Below are 21,280 nucleotides of genomic sequence, written 5' to 3'. Positions count from 1 at the left end.
GTGCAAGCAGTGGGCTTTGTTTTACGAGGTTTATGAGCCACGCACCCGCGATCCGGGTGCTGGCTCACCTGAAAATCTTAAAACCGTCACCAGCGGTTCGCTGGCAAACGCTTCGTGCAACCTGGCCACAGAACAGGGCACCGAGCCGGAAATTGACTCCACCAGTGAAATGCGTATCGGGTTTTTAGGAGCGCTGTAATGCCTGAGATCTATCATTTTTTCCAAACGCTGGTTAACGGCATGACCGTTGGCAGCACCTATGCCTTGATAGCCATTGGCTACACAATGGTTTACGGCATCATTGGAATGATTAACTTCGCCCATGGCGAGGTGTACATGATTGGTTCCTACGTGGCCTTCATCGCCCTTGCCGGGCTGGCCATGCTGGGTATCCATTCCCTGCCGCTGTTGATGACCGCTGCGTTCCTGGCGTCCATCGTCGTAACCAGTGCCTATGGCTACAGTATCGAACGCGTTGCGTACCGCCCCTTGCGTGGCAGCAACCGCTTGATCCCGCTGATCTCTGCGATCGGCATGTCGATTTTCCTGCAGAACACCGTATTGCTGTCCCAGGATTCCAAGGACAAATCCATTCCCAACCTGATCCCGGGGAGCATCTCCTTTGGTCCAGGCGGCGCACAAGAAGTGCTGATTTCCTACATGCAGATCCTGGTCTTCGTCGTCACCCTGGTGGCCATGCTGGGCCTGACCCTGTTCATCTCCCGCTCTCGTCTGGGGCGCGCCTGCCGGGCCTGCGCCGAAGATATCAAGATGGCCAACCTGCTGGGGATCAACACCAACAACATCATCGCCCTGACCTTCGTCATCGGTGCCGCACTGGCGGCCGTCGCTGCTGTGTTGCTGAGCATGCAGTATGGCGTGATCAACCCCAACGCCGGTTTCCTGGTGGGCCTGAAGGCCTTCACCGCGGCGGTATTGGGCGGCATCGGCAGCATTCCGGGCGCCATGCTCGGTGGGCTGGTGCTGGGGGTGGCCGAAGCCTTTGGCGCCGATGTGTTCGGTGACCAGTACAAGGATGTGGTGGCATTCGGTCTTTTGGTTCTGGTGCTGTTGTTCCGGCCGACCGGCATTCTGGGCCGTCCGGAGGTTGAGAAAGTATGAGTAAATATCTTAAACAGGCGCTGTTCAGCGCCTTACTGGTGTGGGCCGTGGCCTTCCCGGTACTCGGGCTGAAGCTGAGCATTGTCGGGATCAACCTTGAAGTACATGGCACCGGCCCCTTGACCTTGTCCCTCATTGCCCTGTGCTCGGTACTGATGTTCCTGCGAGTGCTGTTTAGTCAGCAGGTCGGTGCCTTGTTCAAGGGCAATCGTGGCCCACTGGTGTCGCCCAAGGTCAGCCAGTTCCTGACCCTGCCGCGCACCCAGCGCTACATCATCATCGGCCTGATCGTGGCCGCGTTGATCTGGCCGTTCTTCGGTTCCCGTGGCGCGGTGGATATCGCAACGCTGATCCTGATCTACGTGTTGCTGGGCCTGGGCCTGAACATCGTGGTGGGCCTGGCCGGCTTACTCGACCTGGGTTATGTGGGTTTCTATGCCGTGGGCGCCTATACCTACGCGCTGCTCTCGCATTACCTGGGCTGGGGCTTCTGGATCTGCCTGCCACTGGCCGGCATGGCGGCGGCCACATTTGGCTTCCTGCTGGGCTTCCCGGTACTGCGCTTGCGTGGTGACTATTTGGCGATCGTGACCCTGGGCTTCGGCGAAATCATCCGTCTGTTCCTGCGTAACCTCACCGATATCACCGGCGGCCCCAACGGCATCAGCAGCATCCCCAAGCCGACGTTCTTCGGGCTGTCGTTCGACCGCACCGCGGCCGAAGGCATGCAGACCTTCCATGAGTACTTCGGGATCGACTACAACCCGGTGAGCAAAGTGGTGTTTCTGTACCTGGTGGCGTTGTTGCTGGCGCTGGCGGCCTTGTTCGTGATCAACCGTTTGCTGCGCATGCCGATCGGCCGTGCGTGGGAAGCGCTGCGCGAAGATGAAATCGCCTGCCGTGCGTTAGGCATGAACCCGACAATCATCAAACTTTCGGCATTCACCCTCGGGGCAACATTCGCCGGTTTCGCTGGCAGCTTCTTTGCCGCGCGCCAGGGCTTGGTGACACCGGAGTCATTCACCTTCATCGAGTCGGCAATCATCCTCGCCATCGTGGTACTGGGTGGCATGGGCTCGCAGCTGGGGGTAATCCTCGCCGCGATCGTGATGATCCTGCTGCCGGAAATGATGCGTGAGTTCAGCGAATACCGCATGTTGATGTTCGGCGCCATGATGGTGCTGATGATGATCTGGCGCCCTCAAGGCCTGCTGCCCATGCAACGTCCACACATGGAGCTGCGCAAATGAACCGCGAGATCCTGAAAGTCGAAAACTTGAGCATGCGCTTCGGCGGTTTGCTGGCGGTCAACGGCGTGGCCCTGACCGTGCAAGAGAAACAGGTTGTGGCCTTGATCGGCCCCAACGGCGCCGGCAAGACCACGGTGTTCAACTGCCTGACCGGCTTCTACAAGCCGGCTGGCGGCACCATCCTGCTGGACGGCCAGCCGATCCAGGGCCTGGCCGGCCACGAGATTGCGCGCAAGGGCGTGGTGCGGACCTTCCAGAACGTGCGGTTGTTCAAGGACATGACGGCGGTCGAGAACCTGTTGATCGCCCAGCATCGTCACCTGAACACCAACTTTTTTGCAGGCCTGTTCAAGACTCCGTCGTTCCGCAAGAGCGAGCGCGAGGCCATGGAGTACGCCGAGTACTGGCTGGACAAGGTCAACCTCACCGAGTTTGCCAACCGCCCTGCCGGGACCCTGGCCTATGGTCAGCAACGCCGCTTGGAAATCGCCCGCTGCATGATGACCCGCCCGCGGATCCTCATGCTCGACGAGCCGGCCGCCGGCCTGAACCCTCGCGAAACCGAGGACCTCAAGGCGCTGATCGGTGTGCTGCGCGAAGAAAACAACGCCACCGTGCTGCTGATCGAACACGACATGAAACTGGTCATGAGCATTTCCGACCATATCGTGGTGATCAACCAGGGCACGCCATTGGCCGACGGGACACCGGAGCAGATCCGCGACAATCCGGAAGTGATCAAAGCCTATTTGGGGGAAGCGTAAATGCTGCAATTCGAAAACGTTTCCACCTTCTACGGCAAGATCCAGGCCCTGCATGACGTCAACGTCGAAGTGCGCCAGGGCGAGATCGTCACGCTGATCGGTGCCAACGGTGCCGGCAAGTCCACCCTGCTGATGACCCTGTGCGGTTCGCCCCAGGCCTATAGCGGCAGCATCCGCTACCTGGGTGAAGAATTGGTGGGCCAACACTCCTCGGACATCATGCGCAAGAGCATCGCGGTGGTGCCGGAAGGCCGTCGCGTGTTCGCCCGCCTGACCGTGGAAGAAAACCTCGCCATGGGCGGTTTCTTCACCGACAAGGGTGACTATCAGGAACAGATGGATAAGGTGCTGCACCTGTTCCCGCGGCTCAAGGAGCGCTTCAACCAGCGTGGCGGCACGATGTCCGGCGGGGAGCAGCAAATGCTCGCCATCGGCCGGGCACTGATGAGCAAGCCCAAACTGTTGCTGTTGGACGAGCCGTCCCTGGGACTGGCACCGATCATCATCCAGCAAATCTTTGACATCATCGAGCAACTGCGCAAGGACGGTGTCACGGTGTTCCTGGTGGAACAGAACGCCAACCAGGCGCTGAAAATCGCCGACCGTGCCTACGTGCTGGAAAACGGTCGGGTGGTGATGCAGGGCAGTGGCGAACAACTCCTGACCGATCCAAAGGTGCGTGAGGCCTACCTGGGCGGCTAAGCATTCTGGAATAATAAGTGAGATTGTGTGGGAGTGGGCTTGCTCGCGAATGCGGTGTATCAGTTGATACATCTGGTGGCTGATTCACCGCATTCGCGAGCAAGCCCGCTCCCACATTTGTTTTGCGTGCCCCCTTCAGTTTTGCAATATCTGAGTTTTTTCTTGATGAGCCTGTAACGGTTCCCCTCCCCCTTTCTCTAGTGGTGTAAGCAAGCACAAACGCTTCCTTACTCAACCTCACTGCTGGAGAAACATCATGACCACCACCACTCGCTCCCTGTCCGCTGCCACCCTCGCCCTGGCCCTGGGTACCGCCCTGAGCTTGTCTGCCCTGACCACCACCGCCCACGCTGCCGACGACATGCAGAAATGCTTCGGCGTCGCCGCAGCCGGCAAGAACGATTGCGCTGCGGGCGCTGGCACTTCCTGCGCGGGAACCTCGAAAACCAAGGATCAGGCCAATGCCTGGAAACTGGTCCCGGCCGGTACCTGCCTCAAAACCCCAAGCACCACCTCGCCGACGGGTTTCGGCCAGGAAGCGGCCTTCACCGCCAAGTCCTGAAACAGCCCTTCGCCTGAGTACTGATGATGACGCTTTCATCCCCCCGCTCCGCCTCCCAGACTCAGGCGCCCGGCCTTCCCCGCCGGGCAGGGTTGGGCCTCAAGAACGAGCACTTCACGCAAGTGCTCGAGACCCTGCCCGATGTCGGTTTCTTTGAAGTCCACGCCGAAAACTACATGGTGGCCGGTGGTCCTTTTCATCACTACCTGGGTTTGATTCGCGAGCAGTACCCACTGTCGCTGCACGGTGTCGGCCTGTCTATCGGCGGCGAAGGCCCACTGAACCGCGAACACCTGGCACGCCTGGCGATGCTGATCGAACGCTATCAACCCCACTCCTTTTCCGAACACCTGGCCTGGTCCAGCCATGGCCCGGTGTTCCTCAACGATTTACTGCCCCTGGCCTACGATCACGAAACCCTGAACCGTGTGTGCGAGCACATCGACCAGGTGCAAACCGCCCTCAATCGGCCAATGCTGCTGGAGAACCCGTCGACTTATCTGCAATTCCACTCCTCCACCCTGGACGAAACGGTCTTCATCAGCGAAGTCATTCGGCGCACCGGTTGCGGCCTGCTGCTGGACGTCAACAACGTGTACGTCTCCTGCATCAACCACCAGCGTGATCCCGTAAGCTACATCGATGCCTTGCCACTTCACGCGGTGGGTGAGATTCATCTGGCAGGTTTTGCTGAAGACACTGACAGCCTTGGTGAGCGCCTTCTGATCGATGACCATGGCGCACCCATCGACAACGCCGTATGGCACCTGTACCAACATGTGCTGAAGCGAACCGGACCAGTGGCCACGTTGATCGAGCGGGATAATCAGGTGCCTGCTTTCAGCGTGCTGCATGCCGAAGCACGCCAGGCCGACCGGTATCTGATGGAGGTGCTCTCGTGAGCCGTCAGGATGAGTTTGCCAATGCTCTGCTGGCACTCGAGAGGCCTTGCCCCGGAGGCCTGTTCAGCAGCAATGGTGCTGACCCGGCCAGTCGTTTTGCGGTCTATCGCAACAACGTTCACAGCTCATTGATCAACGCCCTGGCTGCCGGTTATCCGGTGACCTTGCAACTGGTGGGCGAAGCGTTTTTCCGGGCCATGGCGGGACTCTACGTCCAGGCGTTCCCGCCAGGCAGCCCACTGATCAATGAGTACGGCAATGATTTCGCCGACTTTATCCAGGGCTTTGCCCCCGCCGCCAGCGTGCCGTACCTGGCCGATGTGGCACGGCTGGAGCGTCTGCGGGTGAAGGCCTATCACGCGGCAGATGTGTTGTCCCTGGATCAGCAGGCCGTTATCACCGCCTTGCAACAACAGTCCACCCTGGGCGAGTTGCGCCTGCAACTGCATCCCTGCGTCGCGACCCTGAACTCGGCCTATGCCGTGGTGGGGTTGTGGGCCGCGCACCAGACAGGAGAGTCCTGGGCCACGCTCAATCCCCTGCACGCCCAAAGCGCCCTGGTTCTGCGCAACGGTCTGGAGGTCAAGGTGTTCGCCATCGACAGCGGTTCGGTGGCCTTTATCAACAGCCTCAACAACGGCTGGCCAATGGAAATGTCATTGGCCTACGCCCTGGACGCTGCCGCCGAATTCGACCTGCACCAATGCCTGGCCCTGCTGATCGGCTACGGCGCCATCACTCATTTACACACCGAACAAAAGGTATCGCCATGAACACTGCCCCGCCGTGCCTGATCCAACGGGTCATCCAGCTTTTCGAAAGAATTCCCTACAGCCTGATCGCCTTCATCGCACGCTTTTCGATTGCGGCCGTGTTCTGGAAGTCCGGCCAAACCAAGGTTGAGGGCTTTGCCGTGGACCTGATCAACGGCACCTTTGAACTGGGAGTGCCACGCCTGGCCAACTCCACCCTGCCACTGTTTCGCAGCGAATATCACGTACCGTTGCTATCGCCGGAAGTGGCAGCCCATATGGCCGCCTTCGCCGAGCACTTTTTCCCGATCCTGATCCTGGCGGGCTTCGCTACCCGTTTCTCGGCATTGGCATTGCTGGGCATGACGCTGACCATTCAACTGTTCGTCTACCCGGACGCCTATCCCACCCATGGCACCTGGATTGCCCTGCTGCTGCTATTGATGGCCAAGGGGCCAGGCCGCCTGTCCCTTGATCACTGGATTGCCCGGCGCTTCCACTAAAGCCGATCCAGCGCTTCGCCGCTGCGCTTGAACCAGTGCACCAGATAATCCGCCAGCACTTGGGTCCGGCGCGGCAGCCCTCCTTGATAAGGGTGGACCAGGTACATCGGCATACTCCGGGTCTGATAGTCACGCAGGAGCCAGCGTAAACGGCCATCAGCCAATTCCGCCTGCAAGACGTAGGACGGCAGACGCGCGATACCGGCGCCCACCAAGGCAGCCTTTTTCAGCAGGTTGTAGTGATTCGAGGCAAACGTCCCGGAAACCCGAACCCGCAACAGTTCGTGCTGCTGGTGATACAGCCACTCTTCGCGACCGCTGTAATGGCTGTTGAGCAAGCAGCGATGCCCCGCCAACTCCGCGGGCGTCGCTGGCTCACCGTACTGTTCCAGGTAGGCCGGACTCGCACATGTCATCTCGTGCCAGGCCAACAGAGGCTTGGCCACCAACCGCTCGTCATCCGCAGCTCCTGAGCGCACCGCCAAATCAAAACCATCCCGGGCCAGGTCTCGATAACCATTATTGAGCTCCAGCTCAATCTGCACCTGCGGGTACTGCCTTGAAAACTCCAGTAACAAGCCATCGAAGAAGGTTTCACCCAAGGAAACCGGAACGGTCATACGCACCGGCCCAGCCAAGTCATCCTTGAGCCGGGCCAATGCCTGACGGGCCCGTTCGACCTGGACGACCAACGCCTGGGCCTGAGGCAACAAGGCCGCACCCGCCGCGGTCAGGCTGAGCCTGCGGGTGGTGCGGTGCAGCAACACCACGGAAAATCGGGCCTCCAACTGGCTGATGCGCTTGGACAGTTGCCCCTTGCTGCACCCCAGTTGCTCGGCCGCCAGGGTAAAGCTGCCCGCTTCGATCAACACGGCAAAGGCCGCCAGGTCATCCATTTCGCTCATGGATTGTTTCCATTTGAAAACCAAAGGTTGCCTATTAGCGCGTTTATCCAATGAAAAAACCACTCTAGACTGAAATCTCACCTACATCTCTGGAGGAACGGCACGATGAAAATCCTATTGATTGGTGCCAGCGGCACCGTGGGTTCGGCGGTCAAGGCAGAACTGTCCCAGCGCCACGAGGTCATCGCCATCGGACGCAAGAGCGGCGACTTCCAAGTCGACATCAGCGACAGCGCCTCGATTCGCCGGTTGTTCGAGCAAACCGGCAAGTTCGACGCTTTGGTCTGCGCGGCCGGCAGCGTCAACTTTGTGCCCCTGGCCGACATGAGCGAAACCGACTTCGACCTGGGCCTGCAAGACAAGCTGATGGGCCAGGTCAACTTGCTGCTGATTGGCCGTGAGTTCGCCAACGATGGCGCATCATTCACGTTCACCAGCGGCATCCTCAACCGTGACCCGATTCGCACCGGCGCCTCGGCCGCGCTGGTCAACGGTGCCATCGACGCCTTCGTGAAAGCAGCGGCGATTGAGTTGCCACGAGGCCTGCGTATCAACTCGGTCAGCCCGACCGTACTGCTGGAGGCCATGGGCAGCTACGCACCGTACTTCCGCGGTTTCAAACCGGTTCCGGGAGCGGAGGTGGGACTGGCCTACGCAAAAAGCGTGGAAGGCCTGCAAACCGGACAGATCTATATCGTGGGGTAACGGGCTTGTGATGCACCGCCAGCCTGCGTAACGTGGCGGCACTTATCAGGAGACCCGATAATGCGTGCCGCCCGTTCCCTAGTGCTGATTGCCCTGCTCCCCCTGTTCTCTGCCTGCCAGATGTTCGAAAGCGAGCCGGCCAAGCCGTCCCTCGCAAGCCTGACCCGTATGCAGGGTGAACTGACAGCCGTCGGCGACAAACTGCTGTTCCAACCCTGCCATGACCAGCGCAACTATGTGGTCAACGACACCGGCGGCACCAGCATCCTGCAGGAAGCGGCCTCACTCGCGGGCCAGCAAGGCGCCCTGTTTGCCGACTTGCGCGGCAAATTCTCCGGTGTCGCCAGCGGGACCCAAGGCCAAGTCGACCTGCAACAGCTCTACCGTGTTGAACGCTCGACCTCCGCCTGCGATGACCCCGACTTCAAGCGCATGATCCTGCGGGCCAACGGCCACAAGCCGGCCTGGGCATTGAATGTCACCGCCAAGGGCATGGTCCTGGAGCGTGAGGGCCAACAACCGCTGGCTGTGCCTTATGTGGAAGAGCAGTCGGGTGATGGCCGCTTCAATCTCATGACTGAAGCCAATAACCAGCACATCGAACTGTGGGTTGCCCCGCAACGGTGTGTTGACAGCGTCAGCGGCAGCCTGCAACACATGAGCGCAGAGCTGCGGGTCAATGGCCAGGTACAGCGTGGTTGCGCGGCGTTCGGCGGTTCCCGGGACGATTGATTCAGGCCCGGGTTGTTTTAACATGACCGTAAACCGCTATTGGGGCTTATAATCGCCGGTTTGCAAAACCGCCGGCCGCAACCAACGCCGCATACCGGATCCTGTCATGTTACGAATCACCGAACTCAAGCTGCCCATCGACCATCCCGAAGAAGACCTGCGGCCTGCCATTGTGCAGCGCCTGGGCATCGCCAGTGATGACCTGCTCGATTTCACCCTGTTCAAACGCAGCTACGACGCCCGCAAGAAATCATCGGAGCTGTGCTTCATCTACACCGTCGACCTGAACGTCAAGGGCGAAGCGGCCCTGCTGCTCAAGTTCGCCGATGATCGCAACATCAATCCGGCACCGGACGTCAGCTATAAAGTGGTCGGTCAGGCGCCGGAAGGTCTGACTGAGCGACCGATCGTGGTCGGTTTTGGCCCTTGCGGGATTTTCGCCGGCCTATTGCTGGCGCAGATGGGCTTCAAGCCGATCATCCTCGAGCGCGGCAAGGAAGTGCGCCAGCGCACCAAGGACACCTGGGGGCTGTGGCGCAAAAGCGTGCTTAACCCGGAATCTAACGTGCAGTTCGGTGAAGGTGGCGCCGGGACCTTCTCCGACGGCAAGCTCTACAGCCAGATCAAGGATCCGAAGTTCCACGGGCGTAAAGTCCTGCACGAGTTCGTCAACGCCGGAGCCCCGGAAGAGATTCTCTACGTCAGCAAGCCGCACATCGGTACGTTCCGCCTGACGGGTGTAGTGGAAACCATGCGTCAGCAGATCATCGCCCTCGGTGGTGAAGTGCGTTTTGAACAACGTGTGACTGACGTGCTGATCGAAGACGGCCAACTGAATGGCGTGGTGGTCGATGGCGGCGAGCAGATTCTGTCCAAGCACGTGATCCTGGCCCTCGGCCACAGCGCTCGCGACACCTTCCGCATGCTGCATGGCCGTGGTGTGTACATGGAAGCCAAGCCGTTCTCGGTGGGTTTCCGGATCGAGCACCCGCAGTCGCTGATCGACGCTGCACGCCTGGGCAAATACGCCGGGCACCCAAAGCTCGGCGCCGCCGATTACAAACTGGTGCATCACGCCAAGAACGGACGTTCGGTCTACAGCTTCTGCATGTGCCCGGGCGGTACGGTGGTAGCAGCGACGTCCGAGCCAAACCGTGTCGTGACCAACGGCATGAGCCAATACTCGCGTAACGAACGCAATGCCAACTCCGGGATCGTGGTGGGCATCACCCCGGAAGTGGATTATCCAGGTGGCCCGCTGGCCGGGATCGAGTTGCAGGAGCGCCTGGAGTCCCACGCGTTCATCCTCGGTGGCAGCAACTACGAGGCCCCAGCGCAGCTGGTGGGTGACTTCATCGCCGGCAAGCCGTCCACCGCCATCGGGACTGTAGAACCGTCCTACAAGCCAGGCGTGGCGTTGGGTGACTTGGCCCTGGCCTTGCCGGACTTCGCCATCGAAGCGATCCGCGAGGCGTTGCCGGCGTTCGAGAAGCAGATCAAGGGATACTCGTTACACGACGCGGTATTGACCGGCATCGAGACCCGCACTTCATCGCCGCTGCGGATTACGCGCAACGAAACGATGCAGAGCTTGAACGTGAAGGGCCTGTTTCCGGCGGGTGAAGGTGCCGGTTATGCCGGTGGGATTCTGTCGGCGGGTGTCGACGGGATTCGGATTGCCGAGGCCGTGGCACGGGATATGTTGGGCATCGAGGCCTGATACCCATTCCGAAAGTGACACCCATCAAATGTGGGAGCCGGGCAAGCCCGGCTCCCACACTGATTCAGGTGACCTGGAAGACCTTAGATATTCGCGCGCAACACGCTGTCCGGCAGCGCTTCTCCTCGCTCCACGCTGGCCGCAACAGCCGCCATCAATCCGTCCAGCTCATACCCCTGCGCCGCCAGCCACGCCGGATCGTAATAGGTGGTGGCATACCGCTCACCGCCATCGCACAAGATTGCCACGATCGACCCGCTTTCCCCCGCCAACTTCATCTGCTGCGCCGCCATCAAGGCACCAATCAGGTTGGTCCCACTGGAACCGCCCACTCGCCGCCCTAAGCGTTGCGCCAGATAATGCATGGCTGCCAGCGACAACGCGTCCGGCACCTTGACCATGGCATCAATCACCTTGGGCAGGAACGACGCCTCAACCCGTGGCCGGCCAATGCCTTCAATCCGCGAACCACAGTCCAGGCGCAGCGTCGCGTCCCCGGTCAAGTAATAGTCAAAGAACACCGAGCGCTCGGCATCCGCGCACAGCACACGGGTGCAATGCTGGCGATAACGCACATACCGCCCCAGGGTTGCCGTTGTGCCCCCGGTGCCCGGGCTGGAAATCAGCCAGCTCGGCTCCGGATACCGTTCGAAGCGCAGCTGCTGGAAGATCGACTCGGCAATATTGTTGTTCGCCCGCCAGTCGGTGGCGCGTTCGGCGTAGGTGAACTGGTCCATGAAGTGACCACCGCTTTCCCGGGCCAGGCGTTCGGACTCAGCGTAAATCTGCGTCGGATCCTGTACCAGGTGGCTCTTGCCGCCGTAAAAGGCGATCTGGGCAATCTTTTCCTGGGACGTGCTTGCCGGCATCACCGCAATAAACGGCAGGCCCAGCAGACGCGCGAAATACGCCTCGGAAATCGCCGTGGAACCGCTGGACGCCTCGATCACTGGCGCGCCGGGCTTGAGCCAGCCATTACACAATGCATAGAGGAACAATGAACGGGCCAGCCGATGTTTGAGGCTGCCGGTGGGGTGACTCGACTCATCCTTGAAGTACAACTCGATACCCGGCAGGCCCGGCAACGGCAAGGGGATCAGGTGAGTATCGGCGCTGCGCTGAAAGTCCGCTTCAATAATGCGAATGGCTTCGCGGGCCCAAGGTCGGTTGTCGCTCATGGTTGGCTTCTCTAAGGTTTTCAATCTCGATCTTAGGATGTTTCCTACACTTCACACAGATACAGTCCAGACTCAATTGGACACACAATTGCTGGGCTCTGGCGCAATACCCACTCTACCTTCTTCTTATAACAAAAAAGAATATAACTTTTGTTTTAACAACTAACGGTACGGGTTAGGGTACCCACCTATTGAACCTTGATTGGAGAGCATCCCTTGCCTCTGCGTAGCACTGTCACCCGTTTCTTCCAGCTGGAAGCCGCCAGCGGTCTGTTATTGATCGCCGCCGCCGCGCTGGCCCTGATCATCAATAATTCGCCGTTGTCGCACCTGTATGCCGGTTTCCTCGATGTGCCCGTGGTGGCACAGATTGGTGCGCTGAAAATCGCCAAGCCGGCGTTGTTGTGGATCAACGATGGCCTGATGGCCCTGTTTTTCCTGCTGATCGGCCTGGAGGTCAAGCGCGAGTTGCTCGACGGCCACCTGTCCAAGCCTTCGCAGATCGTACTGCCGGGCGCAGCCGCTATTGGCGGCATGGTCGTTCCGGCGTTGATCTACTGGGCGTTGAACAAGGACAATCCGGCGGCGCTCGGTGGCTGGGCGATCCCCATGGCCACCGATATCGCCTTCGCCCTGGGCGTTCTTGCCCTGCTGGGCAAGCGGGTACCGGTCTCGTTGAAGCTGTTCCTGATGACCCTGGCCATCATCGATGACCTCGGTGCAATCATCGTCATCGCGATCTTCTATTCCAGCGACCTGTCCGGAGCCTCGTTGGCCGGCGCGGGGGCCTGCCTGATCGCCTTGATTGCAATGAACCGGCTGGGAGTGGTCAAGCTCGGGCCCTATATGATCATCGGCTTGATCCTGTGGGTGTGTGTGCTCAAGAGCGGCGTTCACGCCACGCTGGCGGGTGTCACCCTGGCGTTCTGCATTCCGCTGCGCACCAAAAACGCTGAACCCTCGCCGCTGCTGAACCTGGAACACGCCCTGCACCCCTGGGTGGCCTACGGCATCCTGCCGTTGTTCGCCTTCGCCAACGCCGGCGTGTCGCTGGCCGGGGTCAACCTGGAAAGCTTCACCCACCATGTGCCGATGGGCATTGCTGCCGGCTTGCTGGTGGGCAAGACCATCGGTGTCTTCGGCCTGACCTGGCTCGCTGTGAAAGCCGGCCTCGCAGCCCTGCCCAGCGGCGCCAATTGGGGCCAGGTGCTGGGGGTCGCGATCCTGTGTGGTATCGGCTTCACCATGAGCCTGTTTGTCGGCTCCCTGGCGTTCGTACCGGGCAGCAGTGAATACGCAGGCATGGACCGCATGGGTATTCTTACCGGTTCCATCCTGGCTGCGCTGATTGGTTATGCGGTGACCGCAATGGCCAGTCGCAAGCAGGCGGTGGTTCAGCCTTAAACCCCGCTGCGGTTCCGGTGTGGCGCACTTGCGTTCACACCGGAGCACTTACCTTTTCAGCCAGTTCATCACCTCCTCACAGAACCCTCCTACATCCCTCTCCCTGCGCCTCCAATAACGTCGTGCCCCCGGCATTGAGCCGGACTTCGTTATGAAGCCAGGAGGGCGCGATGGCAAACAACAAGGATGTTCCCCAGGTCTGGCGATCCTACGGAACCGGGACCGGAGGCTATCGACGCCTCGAGCACATGAACGCGCGCGAACTGGCGGACAGTGAGGCCAGGCAAAACGCATACGACGCCATGCTTACCCGCCAGGAGGCTTACGAGACTCGTATCAAGGTTGAGCCACAACCTACCCTGCCCCCCATTGCGGGTTGTGTATTCGTCAAGTCCTGCAACTTGCCGAACGCGATCATCAACTACAGCAATCCCTCTGGTTTCATACCCACTGACCGTTTGATGGACTACGGCGAGCATGTCCTGCTTGGCGGCCGCGAGACGGATGGCGCAGGGCTGCTGCACCTCAAGAAAATAAGTGGCAGCGCACTGCCTGCCGGCCTGGGAACATTCGCCCTGAGCGGTTCGAGCATTACCACCGCTGCCGGAGCAGCGGCAGGTACTGTCGCGACCGGATTGATGGTGGGCCTGGCAGCACTGCTCTGGCCTTCAAGCCTCGGTGATGGTGCGCTTTATAGCGATGAACAACTTCGTGCCCTGCCTCAAGCCCGCACACGGGTTCGCTTGCATATCGAGCAACAGGCCAGCGGCAGCCTCAAAGGCTACGCGTTCTACACCGGGAAGACCCCCGATTGGGAAATGGTCGATGTCGTGCAGTTTGGTCTGCGTGGCACGCAATACGTGGCCGCCCTGGGTGAGGGCGTTGAGCTGATCTGGACACCCGCTCTTGATCCTGCTGACACCCTCGGCATACCTGCGCTGGAGTCGGCGCCGCAGTCTCCCCATATCTGGGTGTATCCGCCGACTGAGGCAGCAGCCAACATCATCGTCGACCCAATCTACCCGCCGGAGTACCGGGATTTCATTCTGGTGTTTCCGGCGGACTCCGGGGTTAGACCGCTGTACGTGGTGGTAAGTGTTCGACCGGGAGATCATAAGTACTACGGTGCCCCCGCAACACTCCCAGCCTTCCCTGATGCATTACCCGTCAAATCTAAAACCTCTGTCCGGGGCGGAGGCAAAAGAAGGGCAAGGTGGGTTGATAAAAAAGGGAGAATTTACGAATGGGACTATGAAAGTAACGCAGTAGAAAAGTTCGACAGGTTTGCGGTTCACCTTGGCGAGTTCAACCATATAACCGGTGAACAAACCAAAGAAGCAAAGCCGGGAAGAACCACCACACGTCAATAATCATGAGAGCAACCCTATGGTGTACCTATCAATTACGGGTTTTTACCCTGACGAGAAAAAAGACGATTCGCTGCAATTCAAATTTGATATTGAAGGGGACCAGCTTAACCAGGCCGCAGCACAACTCACAGAGTCAAAGCCTCTTGCAGAACTGGCGCCTGGAGAGTTGGAGCTTACAAAACACCAAGTGTCACAGTTAGCGACTCTGCTCAATATCAGCCTACGCGACGATCTGGAGTACTTCATCGGAACACGCACACAACAATGAAAAAGCGCCCCCCAAACAAAAAACCCCAACCAGTCACCCGGTTGGGGTTTCTTTTCCCGCTGCATTGACCCTTAACGAGTAACGCGGCTGGTCCCGTCAACGGTCATGATGCGAACACGATCACCGATGCGGAAGATTTCATTTTCCTGAACGGCCTGAACGTAGGCGCGCATGCTGCCATCGTCTTCGCGAACAGTGATTTCAACGCCTTGGGTGCGGGTCAGGCCTTCTTCAGTGGCCGAGCCCAGCAGGCCGCCGGCTACGGCGCCGATGACTGCGGTGACGATGCTGCCACGACCGCCGCCGATGGCGCTGCCGCCAACACCACCGATGACGGCGCCAGCAGCGCCGCCGATTGGGGTCTTGGTGCCTTCGATTTTCACCGGACGCAGGGATTCGATGGTGCCCATGCGCACGGTCTGTACACGACGCGCTTCGTCACGGGAATAGGAGTCGCCCGTCAGACTCGAGGCGCAGCCACCCAGCAGCAACGACATGGTGGTAAAGCAGGCAACCAGTAAAACAGACTTACGCATAGCATCAACTCCAAAGGACAAGTATTCATTAAACTCCGCAGCTTTACGCCTGTCACGGCATGCCCGGCATAAAATTGCTTTCATTCAGCCCTAGTACAGACTACCTGTACCGCAAAACTCGACGAACGGTAGCACGTTGCAACGCCTACAGACAGTTGGACAAGGCTCGGGGTGAGCAGGTCAAGCGCAGGGATTTGCCGCAATGGCTGCAGGACACAGCGCATGATTACGAAGTCCCGTAGCCGCAAACGGCCACGGGTAATCAACAGGTATTACGGTGCCAACCGCTCACGGGTCCAGTCGGCGCCCTGCAAGCGGTAGTTCAGCCGATCATGCAGGCGGCTCGCGCGGCCCTGCCAGAACTCGATGCGCTCCGGCAGCAAGCGATAACCACCCCAATGTTCGGGACAGTCAGGCTGGGTGTCGCTGAAACGCTGCTCGGTGGCCTTGAGCAAGTCTTGCAACTGCTCGCGGTCCTTGATCACCCGGCTCTGTGGGGAGGCCCAGGCGCCCAGGCGGCTGCCCAGAGGGCGGACCTGATAGTAAGCGTCCGATTCCTGCGGCGTAACCTTGACCACCCGCCCCTCGATACGCACTTGGCGTTCCAGGGTTGGCCAGAAGAAGGTCATGGCAGCAAAGGGCCAAGCGGCGAGTTGCTCGCCCTTGGCACTCTGATAATTGGTGAAGAAGGTAAAGCCCTGTGCATCCAGCCCCTTGAGCAGCAGGATCCGGCAGTGCGGTCGACCGTCCTGGTCGACTGTGGCCAAGGTCATGGCATTGGCCTCCACCGGTGGCTGCTCGGTTTTCACCGCATCGCTGAACCACTGGTGGAACAAGGCAAACGGTTCGTCCGGGGCCTGGGCCTCGCTCAAACCGTCCCGTATGTAGTCACGGCGCATATCGGCCAGTGCCTGGGTCATGCGGCTTTATCCTTCTTGCTCAGCGGATCAGTTTTTTGCCTGGTCGTTCGACACCGCTGGTGCAGCAGCCTTGGCCGGTGCTGGCTTTTTCGCGGCTGCTTTGGCTGGGGCTTTTTTAGCCGCAGTCTTGGCAGCAGGCTTGGCGGCAGCTTTCTTGGCCGGTGCCTTTTTCGCTGTGGCAGCTTTTTTCGCAGCCGGAGCAACAGGTGCCGGAACGTCCTGTACAGCCACCATTTCAGCCTTCGGCGGGTTCGCCGAGTTGTACTTGCTGAGCAAGGCCAACATGGTGGTGCGCTGGGTGAACATGATTTCCATACGACGGTTCAAGGCACGGCCCTGAGTGCTGTCATTGGCGGCACGCGGCATCAGGTCACCCATGCCACGCAACATCAGGCGATCCTGTTTCAGACCGCTGAGGCTGAAAATCGAAGCGATGGATTGCGCGCGTTCTTTGGTCAGCGCCTGGCTCTGAGGAGCGGTACCCGTGGCATCAACGTGGCCCAGAACCAAAACAGCAGTCTTTGGATCGCTCTCAACCGCCTTGGCTACACGGGTGAAAGGACCAAGGGTTACCGGCAGCAACATGGCTGGGCGCTTCGGGTTGTAGGAACCATCAACCGGGGCAATCACCACCAGTACGTTGTCGCGACGTTCAAGTACCAGATTGGTGCCCTTGATGGCCGTGCGCAGACGCGGCTCATAGTCGTCCAGCCAAGCCTGGGTGATTTTCGGGTCAGGCATCGGGACGTTGGTCACGTCGACCTTGGCCAACGGCTTTGGCTTGCTTTCGAACGGCCACCACCAGCGAGGCTCGGCATCGGTCTTGGCAACCGGCGCGGCAGTCGATGCTGGGGTTGCAGCCGCGAGATCGGCCTTCAGGTCAGCTTTGGCATCAGCAGCCTTTTCGTCAGCGCTTTTCGCGGAGAAAGGCCACCAGCTGTAGCTGGTGTCTGCCTTGGCAACCGGCGCAGGCACAGCAGCGTCGGCTTTTACAGGCGCATCAGCCTTGGCTGTAACGCTAGACTTGGCATCTGGTTTGGCATCCGGCTTAGCGCCGGCTACGACTGAGTCGTCCTTGGAAGCTGTCTTGTCGGAACCGAATGACCACCAATGCCCACCTTCCGCATCATTCTGCGGAGTTTGTGCGCAACCGGTAATAGTGAGGCAGAGCGCCAATGCCAAGGACTTGTTCGATAACATGAGATTTCCACAAAATGAGAAAAAACCAAGGGTCTAGATGACCCGTTAAACAGACGCTTCTAGAACATTAAAGTTACAGCATTTCGTCCGGCGTCTTTTTGAGCAACGCTTTATAGACGCCTTTGTAACAAAAAATCACGTAACAGCAAGCTATTTACAGACAACCGGCCAATATTCTTACTAACTTTTGCGCTCTCGGGTCCATCAATACATAAGGTCCCAGGGTATTAGTCACAAAACCGAAGGCTACATCATGTTCCGGATCCGCAAAGCCCACTGAACCGCCCGCCCCCGGATGCCCGAAAGCCCGTGGGCCAAGGCCGAAAGTCGCATTCGGCACCTGGGGTTGATCCAACATGCAGCCCAGGCCAAATCGGGTTTGAGTCAATAAGGTTTTATCTGGGCCAATACTGTGTTCGCGGGTCAACTCTTCGAGCATATCCGCCTCCAGCAAACTACCGTCCAGTAACCCACTATAAAAGCCCGCCAGGCTGCGGGCATTACCGTGACCATTTGCCGCCGGCTGCTGCATGCGCCGCCATTCAGGTTTATTAGTGCTGGTGAGAATAGACGGTGGATTGGTAAATGCACGCGTAGTCATGGCCATGGGTTCGCGCATTGTTACTTGCAATAAACGCTGCGCCGCCTCATCGCCCATATTGCCCTTGCCTCGGGCGATATGCGCGACTCTATAAAACTCTTCATCGGCCAGCCCGACGTGAAAGTCCAGGCCCAGTGGCCGTGCAACCCTCGCCACGATGGATTCTCCCGGCCCTCGACCGTCGGCCCGGCGCAACAGCTCTCCCACCAGCCAGCCGTAGGTGATCGCGGCATAACCATGGCCTTCGCCCAGCTTCCACCACGGCGCTTCGGCGGCCAGTGCGTCGACCATCATTTGCCAGTCGTACAGGGCTTCGGCAGGGAGCGTCTCTCGCAACGCCGGCAACCCGGCCTGATGGCAGAGCAGATGGCGCAGGGTGATGGACTCCTTGCCGGCCGCGGCGAACTCCGGCCAATACCTGGTCACGGGTGCGTCGAGTTGCAACTTGCCCTCAGCCACCAGTTGCAGGGCGGTGACCGCGGTAAAGGTCTTGGTGCAGGAGAACAGATTGGCAATGGTGTCGCTGTGCCAGGCCTCACTGCCATCCTTGTCCGCAGTACCCGCCCAAAGGTCAACGACCGTCTCACCGCCAATCTGGATACACAACGCGGCGCCACGCTCCTGAGGGTCATCGAACAGCGCGGCAAAGGCTTCACGCACCGCTTCGAACTTAAGCTCGTAATGACCCTGAATCTGCACCGAAGCCCCCTAGGAAAAGTACCGCATAAAGTGGCCGACATTGTTCCAGCGATTATGGAATTTGGAAACCCGTTACCGATGAATCAATGACCATTTCCCGAATGCCCACCAGCATGTCCAGCCTCCTGCCCGGCGCCTTTACCTTCATGGCCGGACTTGCCACCGTCACCGGCGTGGGCTGCACTGGCCGCCTTGGCTTTTTCAGCTTCCTTGCCCAACTGATCGACCATTGCCATGTTGCTTTTGCGCACGCTGTCGACAAAGCCCTGGAACGGCACGTCAGTGATGCCCACCAAGCCAAAGTGACCGTTTTCACCGTCCAGCAGCCGACCGGTGACAGGCTGGTCAAGGTACTGAAACCAGTGCACGCCAACGATCGACGGCTCGGCCATGGCCTGCTTGAGGAAGTTGGCGTACGCCGGGCCACGGTCTTCTTCCCGGGCCAATTGGGTCACGCCGCCCCAGAACGGGCCACGATCGTTCGAGCCGAAGTTGAATTCGGTGATCAGCACGGGTTTGTCCAGCGCGCGCAAGGCGGCAAAGTCGTAACCGTCCTGGGGTTTGAGGGTGTACATGTTAAAGCTCAACACGTCGCAATACTGCACACAGGACGCCACGGCCTCCGGCGTGCTCACAGCAAAGCGGCCACCCAGCAACAGTTGGTTGGGTGCATGCCATTTCAGCGCGTCGGAGATGGTCTTGAAATAAGCATCGGCGAAGGTCTTCTGGAAATATTTGAAGTCCGCTTCGATTTCCGGGTGTTCAGGACTCGGCATCGGCGGCACAAAGCCCGGGTCTTCCATCAATTCCCAAGCCGGCAGATCAATGCCCCAGGCCCGCGACAGACCTTCCTGGTTGCGATATTTGTCCCGCAGTTGCTTGAGAAATGCCCGCTTGGCCGGTACGTCAGTGGTCATGCGCAAGGTGCCATAGGCCAAGGCGTAACGGGACTTCGCGTCGTCTCCCGGACCGGCCCAGGCCAGTTCGTTATCGGCAAAAAAGCCGATCAGCCACGGATCGTCACGATGGTCTCGGGCAGCAATCGCCACTGCACGCTCGGTAGCCATGGCAAAGCGCGGATCGAAGGGATCGGGCATTCCTCCCCACCAATCGGTACCGGTACTGATGCTCGCGTAATCGCCGACAATCGACAGCGGCAAGGTGTACGGCACACGGTCAGCGGTTGCCAGTTCAGGAGCGCTCCAGTTGCCAACAGTGTTGAATCCCCAGGCCTGCAGGCGGTCCAGGGTGTGATTGACCCACCGTTTCTGGTCGAAACCTTCTGGCGTGCAAGGCGCAGTCGCCTCGGCTTTCGCTTCATCGGCCTGGTGTACGCCGGGCACGCAAGGCTGGCCGTAGGTGCGCTGCAAGTTGGCGCCATAGAAATCGTACCAACGGCCGGCGTTGAAACCACGCCCTTGATCGGCGCCGTTGCCGCTACGGTTGTCGCTACTGCCGTAATACTTGTCGAACGGCTCACCGGCCTTGGGCAGTGCAGCAAACATCCATTCGCGTCCTGCCACATACGTCTGGTTGTTATCCGGGGCGACGGTGTTGACCCCCAGGGAATAGAACGGATGACCTTGCGGAGTCACCAGGTACCAGCGACCCTCTCGCTTCTCGGTGCGGAAAAAACCACTGGCCTCGAAGGCCGGGCCTTTGTTCCAGCCGCCAAACTTGTCCAGGGAAGAACGGTCACGTTCAGCGAGCCAACCCTTGAGTTGTTGTTGCTCCTTAGTCGCTGCGGCTTTCAACTGCTCATCGCTGCTGACTTTCTCCGGCCACTTGCCACGACTGGACTGCCCATAGGCATCGACCAGGTCGCTGTAGACGGCCTTGAGCACCGGCTCGCTGTCCTGCACGCCGAAGCGCTCCAGCAGGATGCTTTGGGCTACGTTGGGCTGGATCATCGACAGTGTCACCGACACTATCTGGCTGCGGTTGACCTCCCCTGCACTGCTGGCCAGCAACACACGCTGGCCCTCCACCATCATCGGCATCAGCGGCCCCGCCTTCATGCCCTGAGTCAGGGGCGAGTTGGCTTGCAACGGGATCAGCAGGGTCTGCGCCGGACCTGCCGGCAAGTCGATACGGCTGACCAGGGTCTTGCCGTCATTGCTCTGGACCTTGACGTAGAGGGTCAGCGCCCAATCCATCGCACTCTGGATACGCAAACTCATGGCGCTGGACTGGGACCAATCCCAGGCGCCAGTCTGCGGACTGAGCACCAGGCTCGGCTCTGCCGCAGGGTTGAAGGTAATACGGCGCAGCACTTCGCCTTCCGGGGTTTGTTCTGCGTTGTATTGCGGCAGGCTGGCGTCCTGGGTCGCCACTTTGACCACGTCGGCAGGCCGGACAAAGTTGAACAACGTTTGCTGTCCGGCAGGCGCAGCCAGCAACGGCGCGGCGAACAGCAAGGCAAAAAGAGCGGGCAGCGTGCGAATCATACGAACAAGGTTCTCCCAAACGGCCGATGAATGGCCTG

General features: G+C 59.6%; 22 protein-coding genes. 15 read left to right on the top strand and 7 right to left on the bottom strand.

Going from position 1 to position 21,280, the window contains the following annotated elements:
• The first annotated feature begins 16 nt into the window (after window positions 1-16).
• The 9 genes from HKK55_RS02750 to HKK55_RS02710 all read left to right on the top strand — a co-directional run bounded on the left by HKK55_RS02750 (window position 17) and on the right by HKK55_RS02710 (window position 6,557).
• A complete protein-coding gene (locus tag HKK55_RS02750; protein WP_169352802.1) occupies window positions 17-199 on the top strand; it encodes a hypothetical protein in 183 nt (60 codons plus the stop codon).
• Window positions 199-1,122: a high-affinity branched-chain amino acid ABC transporter permease LivH gene (gene livH / locus HKK55_RS02745; protein ID WP_088425213.1), complete on the top strand. Its 924-nt coding sequence runs from the start codon at window positions 199-201 to the stop codon at window positions 1,120-1,122. Before HKK55_RS02750 ends, livH begins: the two co-directional genes overlap by 1 nt.
• The gene (locus HKK55_RS02740) at window positions 1,119-2,372 is read left to right on the top strand and encodes a high-affinity branched-chain amino acid ABC transporter permease LivM (protein ID WP_169353251.1); all 1,254 of its coding nucleotides are present in this window, start codon (window positions 1,119-1,121) and stop codon (window positions 2,370-2,372) included. Before livH ends, HKK55_RS02740 begins: the two co-directional genes overlap by 4 nt.
• Complete coding sequence (gene livG, locus HKK55_RS02735; RefSeq protein WP_169353250.1) at window positions 2,369-3,136, top strand: high-affinity branched-chain amino acid ABC transporter ATP-binding protein LivG; 768 nt, start codon at window positions 2,369-2,371, stop codon at window positions 3,134-3,136. The genes HKK55_RS02740 and livG overlap by 4 nt, the downstream gene beginning before the upstream one ends.
• Window positions 3,137-3,838 carry an ABC transporter ATP-binding protein gene (locus HKK55_RS02730; RefSeq protein ID WP_155581561.1) on the top strand — a complete coding sequence of 234 codons (702 nt, stop codon included), beginning with the start codon at window positions 3,137-3,139 and terminating at the stop codon, window positions 3,836-3,838. It begins immediately after the preceding gene.
• Window positions 3,839-4,094: 256 nt separating this feature from the next.
• Window positions 4,095-4,400 carry a DUF2282 domain-containing protein gene (locus tag HKK55_RS02725; RefSeq protein WP_169353249.1) on the top strand — a complete coding sequence of 102 codons (306 nt, stop codon included), beginning with the start codon at window positions 4,095-4,097 and terminating at the stop codon, window positions 4,398-4,400.
• Between the two features lie 23 nt (window positions 4,401-4,423).
• Window positions 4,424-5,302, top strand: a complete 879-nt coding sequence (locus HKK55_RS02720; RefSeq protein ID WP_169353248.1) for a DUF692 domain-containing protein — start codon at window positions 4,424-4,426, stop codon at window positions 5,300-5,302.
• The gene (locus HKK55_RS02715; protein WP_169353247.1) at window positions 5,299-6,075 is read left to right on the top strand and encodes a DUF2063 domain-containing protein; all 777 of its coding nucleotides are present in this window, start codon (window positions 5,299-5,301) and stop codon (window positions 6,073-6,075) included. Before HKK55_RS02720 ends, HKK55_RS02715 begins: the two co-directional genes overlap by 4 nt.
• Window positions 6,072-6,557 carry a DoxX family protein gene (locus HKK55_RS02710; RefSeq protein WP_169353246.1) on the top strand — a complete coding sequence of 162 codons (486 nt, stop codon included), beginning with the start codon at window positions 6,072-6,074 and terminating at the stop codon, window positions 6,555-6,557. The genes HKK55_RS02715 and HKK55_RS02710 overlap by 4 nt, the downstream gene beginning before the upstream one ends.
• Here HKK55_RS02710 and HKK55_RS02705 read toward each other — a convergent pair.
• Complete coding sequence (locus HKK55_RS02705) at window positions 6,554-7,462, bottom strand: LysR family transcriptional regulator (RefSeq protein WP_169353245.1); 909 nt, start codon at window positions 7,460-7,462, stop codon at window positions 6,554-6,556. The two genes, HKK55_RS02710 and HKK55_RS02705, sit on opposite strands and share 4 nt — an antisense overlap.
• A 69-nt stretch (window positions 7,463-7,531) precedes the next feature.
• Here HKK55_RS02705 and HKK55_RS02700 point away from each other — a divergent pair, with 69 nt between their 5' ends.
• The 3 genes from HKK55_RS02700 to HKK55_RS02690 all read left to right on the top strand — a co-directional run bounded on the left by HKK55_RS02700 (window position 7,532) and on the right by HKK55_RS02690 (window position 10,619).
• Window positions 7,532-8,167, top strand: a complete 636-nt coding sequence (locus HKK55_RS02700; RefSeq protein WP_272902589.1) for a short chain dehydrogenase — start codon at window positions 7,532-7,534, stop codon at window positions 8,165-8,167.
• A 60-nt stretch (window positions 8,168-8,227) separates the two neighbouring features.
• On the top strand, window positions 8,228-8,899 hold the full coding sequence (locus HKK55_RS02695; protein ID WP_169353243.1) for a COG3650 family protein: 672 nt from the start codon (window positions 8,228-8,230) through the stop codon (window positions 8,897-8,899).
• Between the two features lie 106 nt (window positions 8,900-9,005).
• The gene (locus HKK55_RS02690) at window positions 9,006-10,619 is read left to right on the top strand and encodes an NAD(P)/FAD-dependent oxidoreductase (protein ID WP_169353242.1); all 1,614 of its coding nucleotides are present in this window, start codon (window positions 9,006-9,008) and stop codon (window positions 10,617-10,619) included.
• A gap of 83 nt (window positions 10,620-10,702) precedes the next feature.
• Here HKK55_RS02690 and HKK55_RS02685 read toward each other — a convergent pair whose 3' ends face one another.
• Window positions 10,703-11,797 (bottom strand): PLP-dependent cysteine synthase family protein, encoded by a 1,095-nt coding sequence (locus HKK55_RS02685; protein ID WP_169353241.1) that lies wholly within the window; start codon window positions 11,795-11,797, stop codon window positions 10,703-10,705.
• A gap of 216 nt (window positions 11,798-12,013) precedes the next feature.
• Here HKK55_RS02685 and nhaA point away from each other — a divergent pair, with 216 nt between their 5' ends.
• The 3 genes from nhaA (at window position 12,014) to HKK55_RS02670 (ending at window position 14,839) form a co-directional block, all read left to right on the top strand.
• Complete coding sequence (nhaA, locus tag HKK55_RS02680; protein WP_169353240.1) at window positions 12,014-13,201, top strand: Na+/H+ antiporter NhaA; 1,188 nt, start codon at window positions 12,014-12,016, stop codon at window positions 13,199-13,201.
• Between the two features lie 170 nt (window positions 13,202-13,371).
• Window positions 13,372-14,571: an S-type pyocin domain-containing protein gene (locus HKK55_RS02675; RefSeq protein WP_169353239.1), complete on the top strand. Its 1,200-nt coding sequence runs from the start codon at window positions 13,372-13,374 to the stop codon at window positions 14,569-14,571.
• A 16-nt stretch (window positions 14,572-14,587) separates the two neighbouring features.
• Window positions 14,588-14,839: a pyocin S6 family toxin immunity protein gene (locus HKK55_RS02670; protein ID WP_169353238.1), complete on the top strand. Its 252-nt coding sequence runs from the start codon at window positions 14,588-14,590 to the stop codon at window positions 14,837-14,839.
• A 71-nt stretch (window positions 14,840-14,910) separates the two neighbouring features.
• On the opposite strand, the gene HKK55_RS02665 is transcribed toward HKK55_RS02670, so the two are convergent.
• The 5 genes from HKK55_RS02665 to HKK55_RS02645 all read right to left on the bottom strand — a co-directional run bounded on the left by HKK55_RS02665 (window position 14,911) and on the right by HKK55_RS02645 (window position 21,242).
• Window positions 14,911-15,375 carry a glycine zipper 2TM domain-containing protein gene (locus HKK55_RS02665; protein WP_133099368.1) on the bottom strand — a complete coding sequence of 155 codons (465 nt, stop codon included), beginning with the start codon at window positions 15,373-15,375 and terminating at the stop codon, window positions 14,911-14,913.
• A 272-nt stretch (window positions 15,376-15,647) separates the two neighbouring features.
• Window positions 15,648-16,295 (bottom strand): pyridoxamine 5'-phosphate oxidase, encoded by a 648-nt coding sequence (gene pdxH / locus HKK55_RS02660; RefSeq protein WP_169353237.1) that lies wholly within the window; start codon window positions 16,293-16,295, stop codon window positions 15,648-15,650.
• Window positions 16,296-16,322: 27 nt separating this feature from the next.
• On the bottom strand, window positions 16,323-17,495 hold the full coding sequence (locus HKK55_RS02655; protein WP_169353236.1) for an OmpA family protein: 1,173 nt from the start codon (window positions 17,493-17,495) through the stop codon (window positions 16,323-16,325).
• A gap of 154 nt (window positions 17,496-17,649) precedes the next feature.
• On the bottom strand, window positions 17,650-18,795 hold the full coding sequence (locus tag HKK55_RS02650) for a serine hydrolase domain-containing protein (protein WP_169353235.1): 1,146 nt from the start codon (window positions 18,793-18,795) through the stop codon (window positions 17,650-17,652).
• 83 nt (window positions 18,796-18,878) lie between these two features.
• Window positions 18,879-21,242: a beta-galactosidase gene (locus HKK55_RS02645; protein ID WP_169353234.1), complete on the bottom strand. Its 2,364-nt coding sequence runs from the start codon at window positions 21,240-21,242 to the stop codon at window positions 18,879-18,881.
• Between the last annotated feature and the right edge of the window lie 38 nt (window positions 21,243-21,280).

This window comes from Pseudomonas sp. ADAK18 (assembly GCF_012935695.1).
In the GTDB taxonomy this organism is placed as follows: Bacteria; Pseudomonadota; Gammaproteobacteria; order Pseudomonadales; family Pseudomonadaceae; genus Aquipseudomonas.
The sequence above is the reverse complement of the archived record's forward strand: the minus strand, read 5'-3'. Positions and strand labels throughout refer to the sequence as shown.

Bases quoted from the DNA above. Each gene is read 5' to 3' on its own strand.
- livH (WP_088425213.1), top strand. From the start codon at position 199: ATGCCTGAGATCTATCATTTTTTCCAAACGCTGGTTAACGGCATGACC.
- HKK55_RS02740 (WP_169353251.1), top strand. From the start codon at position 1,119: ATGAGTAAATATCTTAAACAGGCGCTGTTCAGCGCCTTACTGGTGTGG.
- livG (WP_169353250.1), top strand. From the start codon at position 2,369: ATGAACCGCGAGATCCTGAAAGTCGAAAACTTGAGCATGCGCTTCGGC.
- HKK55_RS02730 (WP_155581561.1), top strand. From the start codon at position 3,137: ATGCTGCAATTCGAAAACGTTTCCACCTTCTACGGCAAGATCCAGGCC.
- HKK55_RS02725 (WP_169353249.1), top strand. From the start codon at position 4,095: ATGACCACCACCACTCGCTCCCTGTCCGCTGCCACCCTCGCCCTGGCC.
- HKK55_RS02720 (WP_169353248.1), top strand. From the start codon at position 4,424: ATGATGACGCTTTCATCCCCCCGCTCCGCCTCCCAGACTCAGGCGCCC.
- HKK55_RS02710 (WP_169353246.1), top strand. From the start codon at position 6,072: ATGAACACTGCCCCGCCGTGCCTGATCCAACGGGTCATCCAGCTTTTC.
- HKK55_RS02705 (WP_169353245.1), bottom strand. From the start codon at position 7,462: ATGAGCGAAATGGATGACCTGGCGGCCTTTGCCGTGTTGATCGAAGCG.
- HKK55_RS02695 (WP_169353243.1), top strand. From the start codon at position 8,228: ATGCGTGCCGCCCGTTCCCTAGTGCTGATTGCCCTGCTCCCCCTGTTC.
- HKK55_RS02690 (WP_169353242.1), top strand. From the start codon at position 9,006: ATGTTACGAATCACCGAACTCAAGCTGCCCATCGACCATCCCGAAGAA.
- HKK55_RS02685 (WP_169353241.1), bottom strand. From the start codon at position 11,797: ATGAGCGACAACCGACCTTGGGCCCGCGAAGCCATTCGCATTATTGAA.
- HKK55_RS02675 (WP_169353239.1), top strand. From the start codon at position 13,372: ATGGCAAACAACAAGGATGTTCCCCAGGTCTGGCGATCCTACGGAACC.
- HKK55_RS02670 (WP_169353238.1), top strand. From the start codon at position 14,588: ATGGTGTACCTATCAATTACGGGTTTTTACCCTGACGAGAAAAAAGAC.
- HKK55_RS02665 (WP_133099368.1), bottom strand. From the start codon at position 15,375: ATGCGTAAGTCTGTTTTACTGGTTGCCTGCTTTACCACCATGTCGTTG.
- pdxH (WP_169353237.1), bottom strand. From the start codon at position 16,295: ATGACCCAGGCACTGGCCGATATGCGCCGTGACTACATACGGGACGGT.
- HKK55_RS02655 (WP_169353236.1), bottom strand. From the start codon at position 17,495: ATGTTATCGAACAAGTCCTTGGCATTGGCGCTCTGCCTCACTATTACC.
- HKK55_RS02645 (WP_169353234.1), bottom strand. From the start codon at position 21,242: ATGATTCGCACGCTGCCCGCTCTTTTTGCCTTGCTGTTCGCCGCGCCG.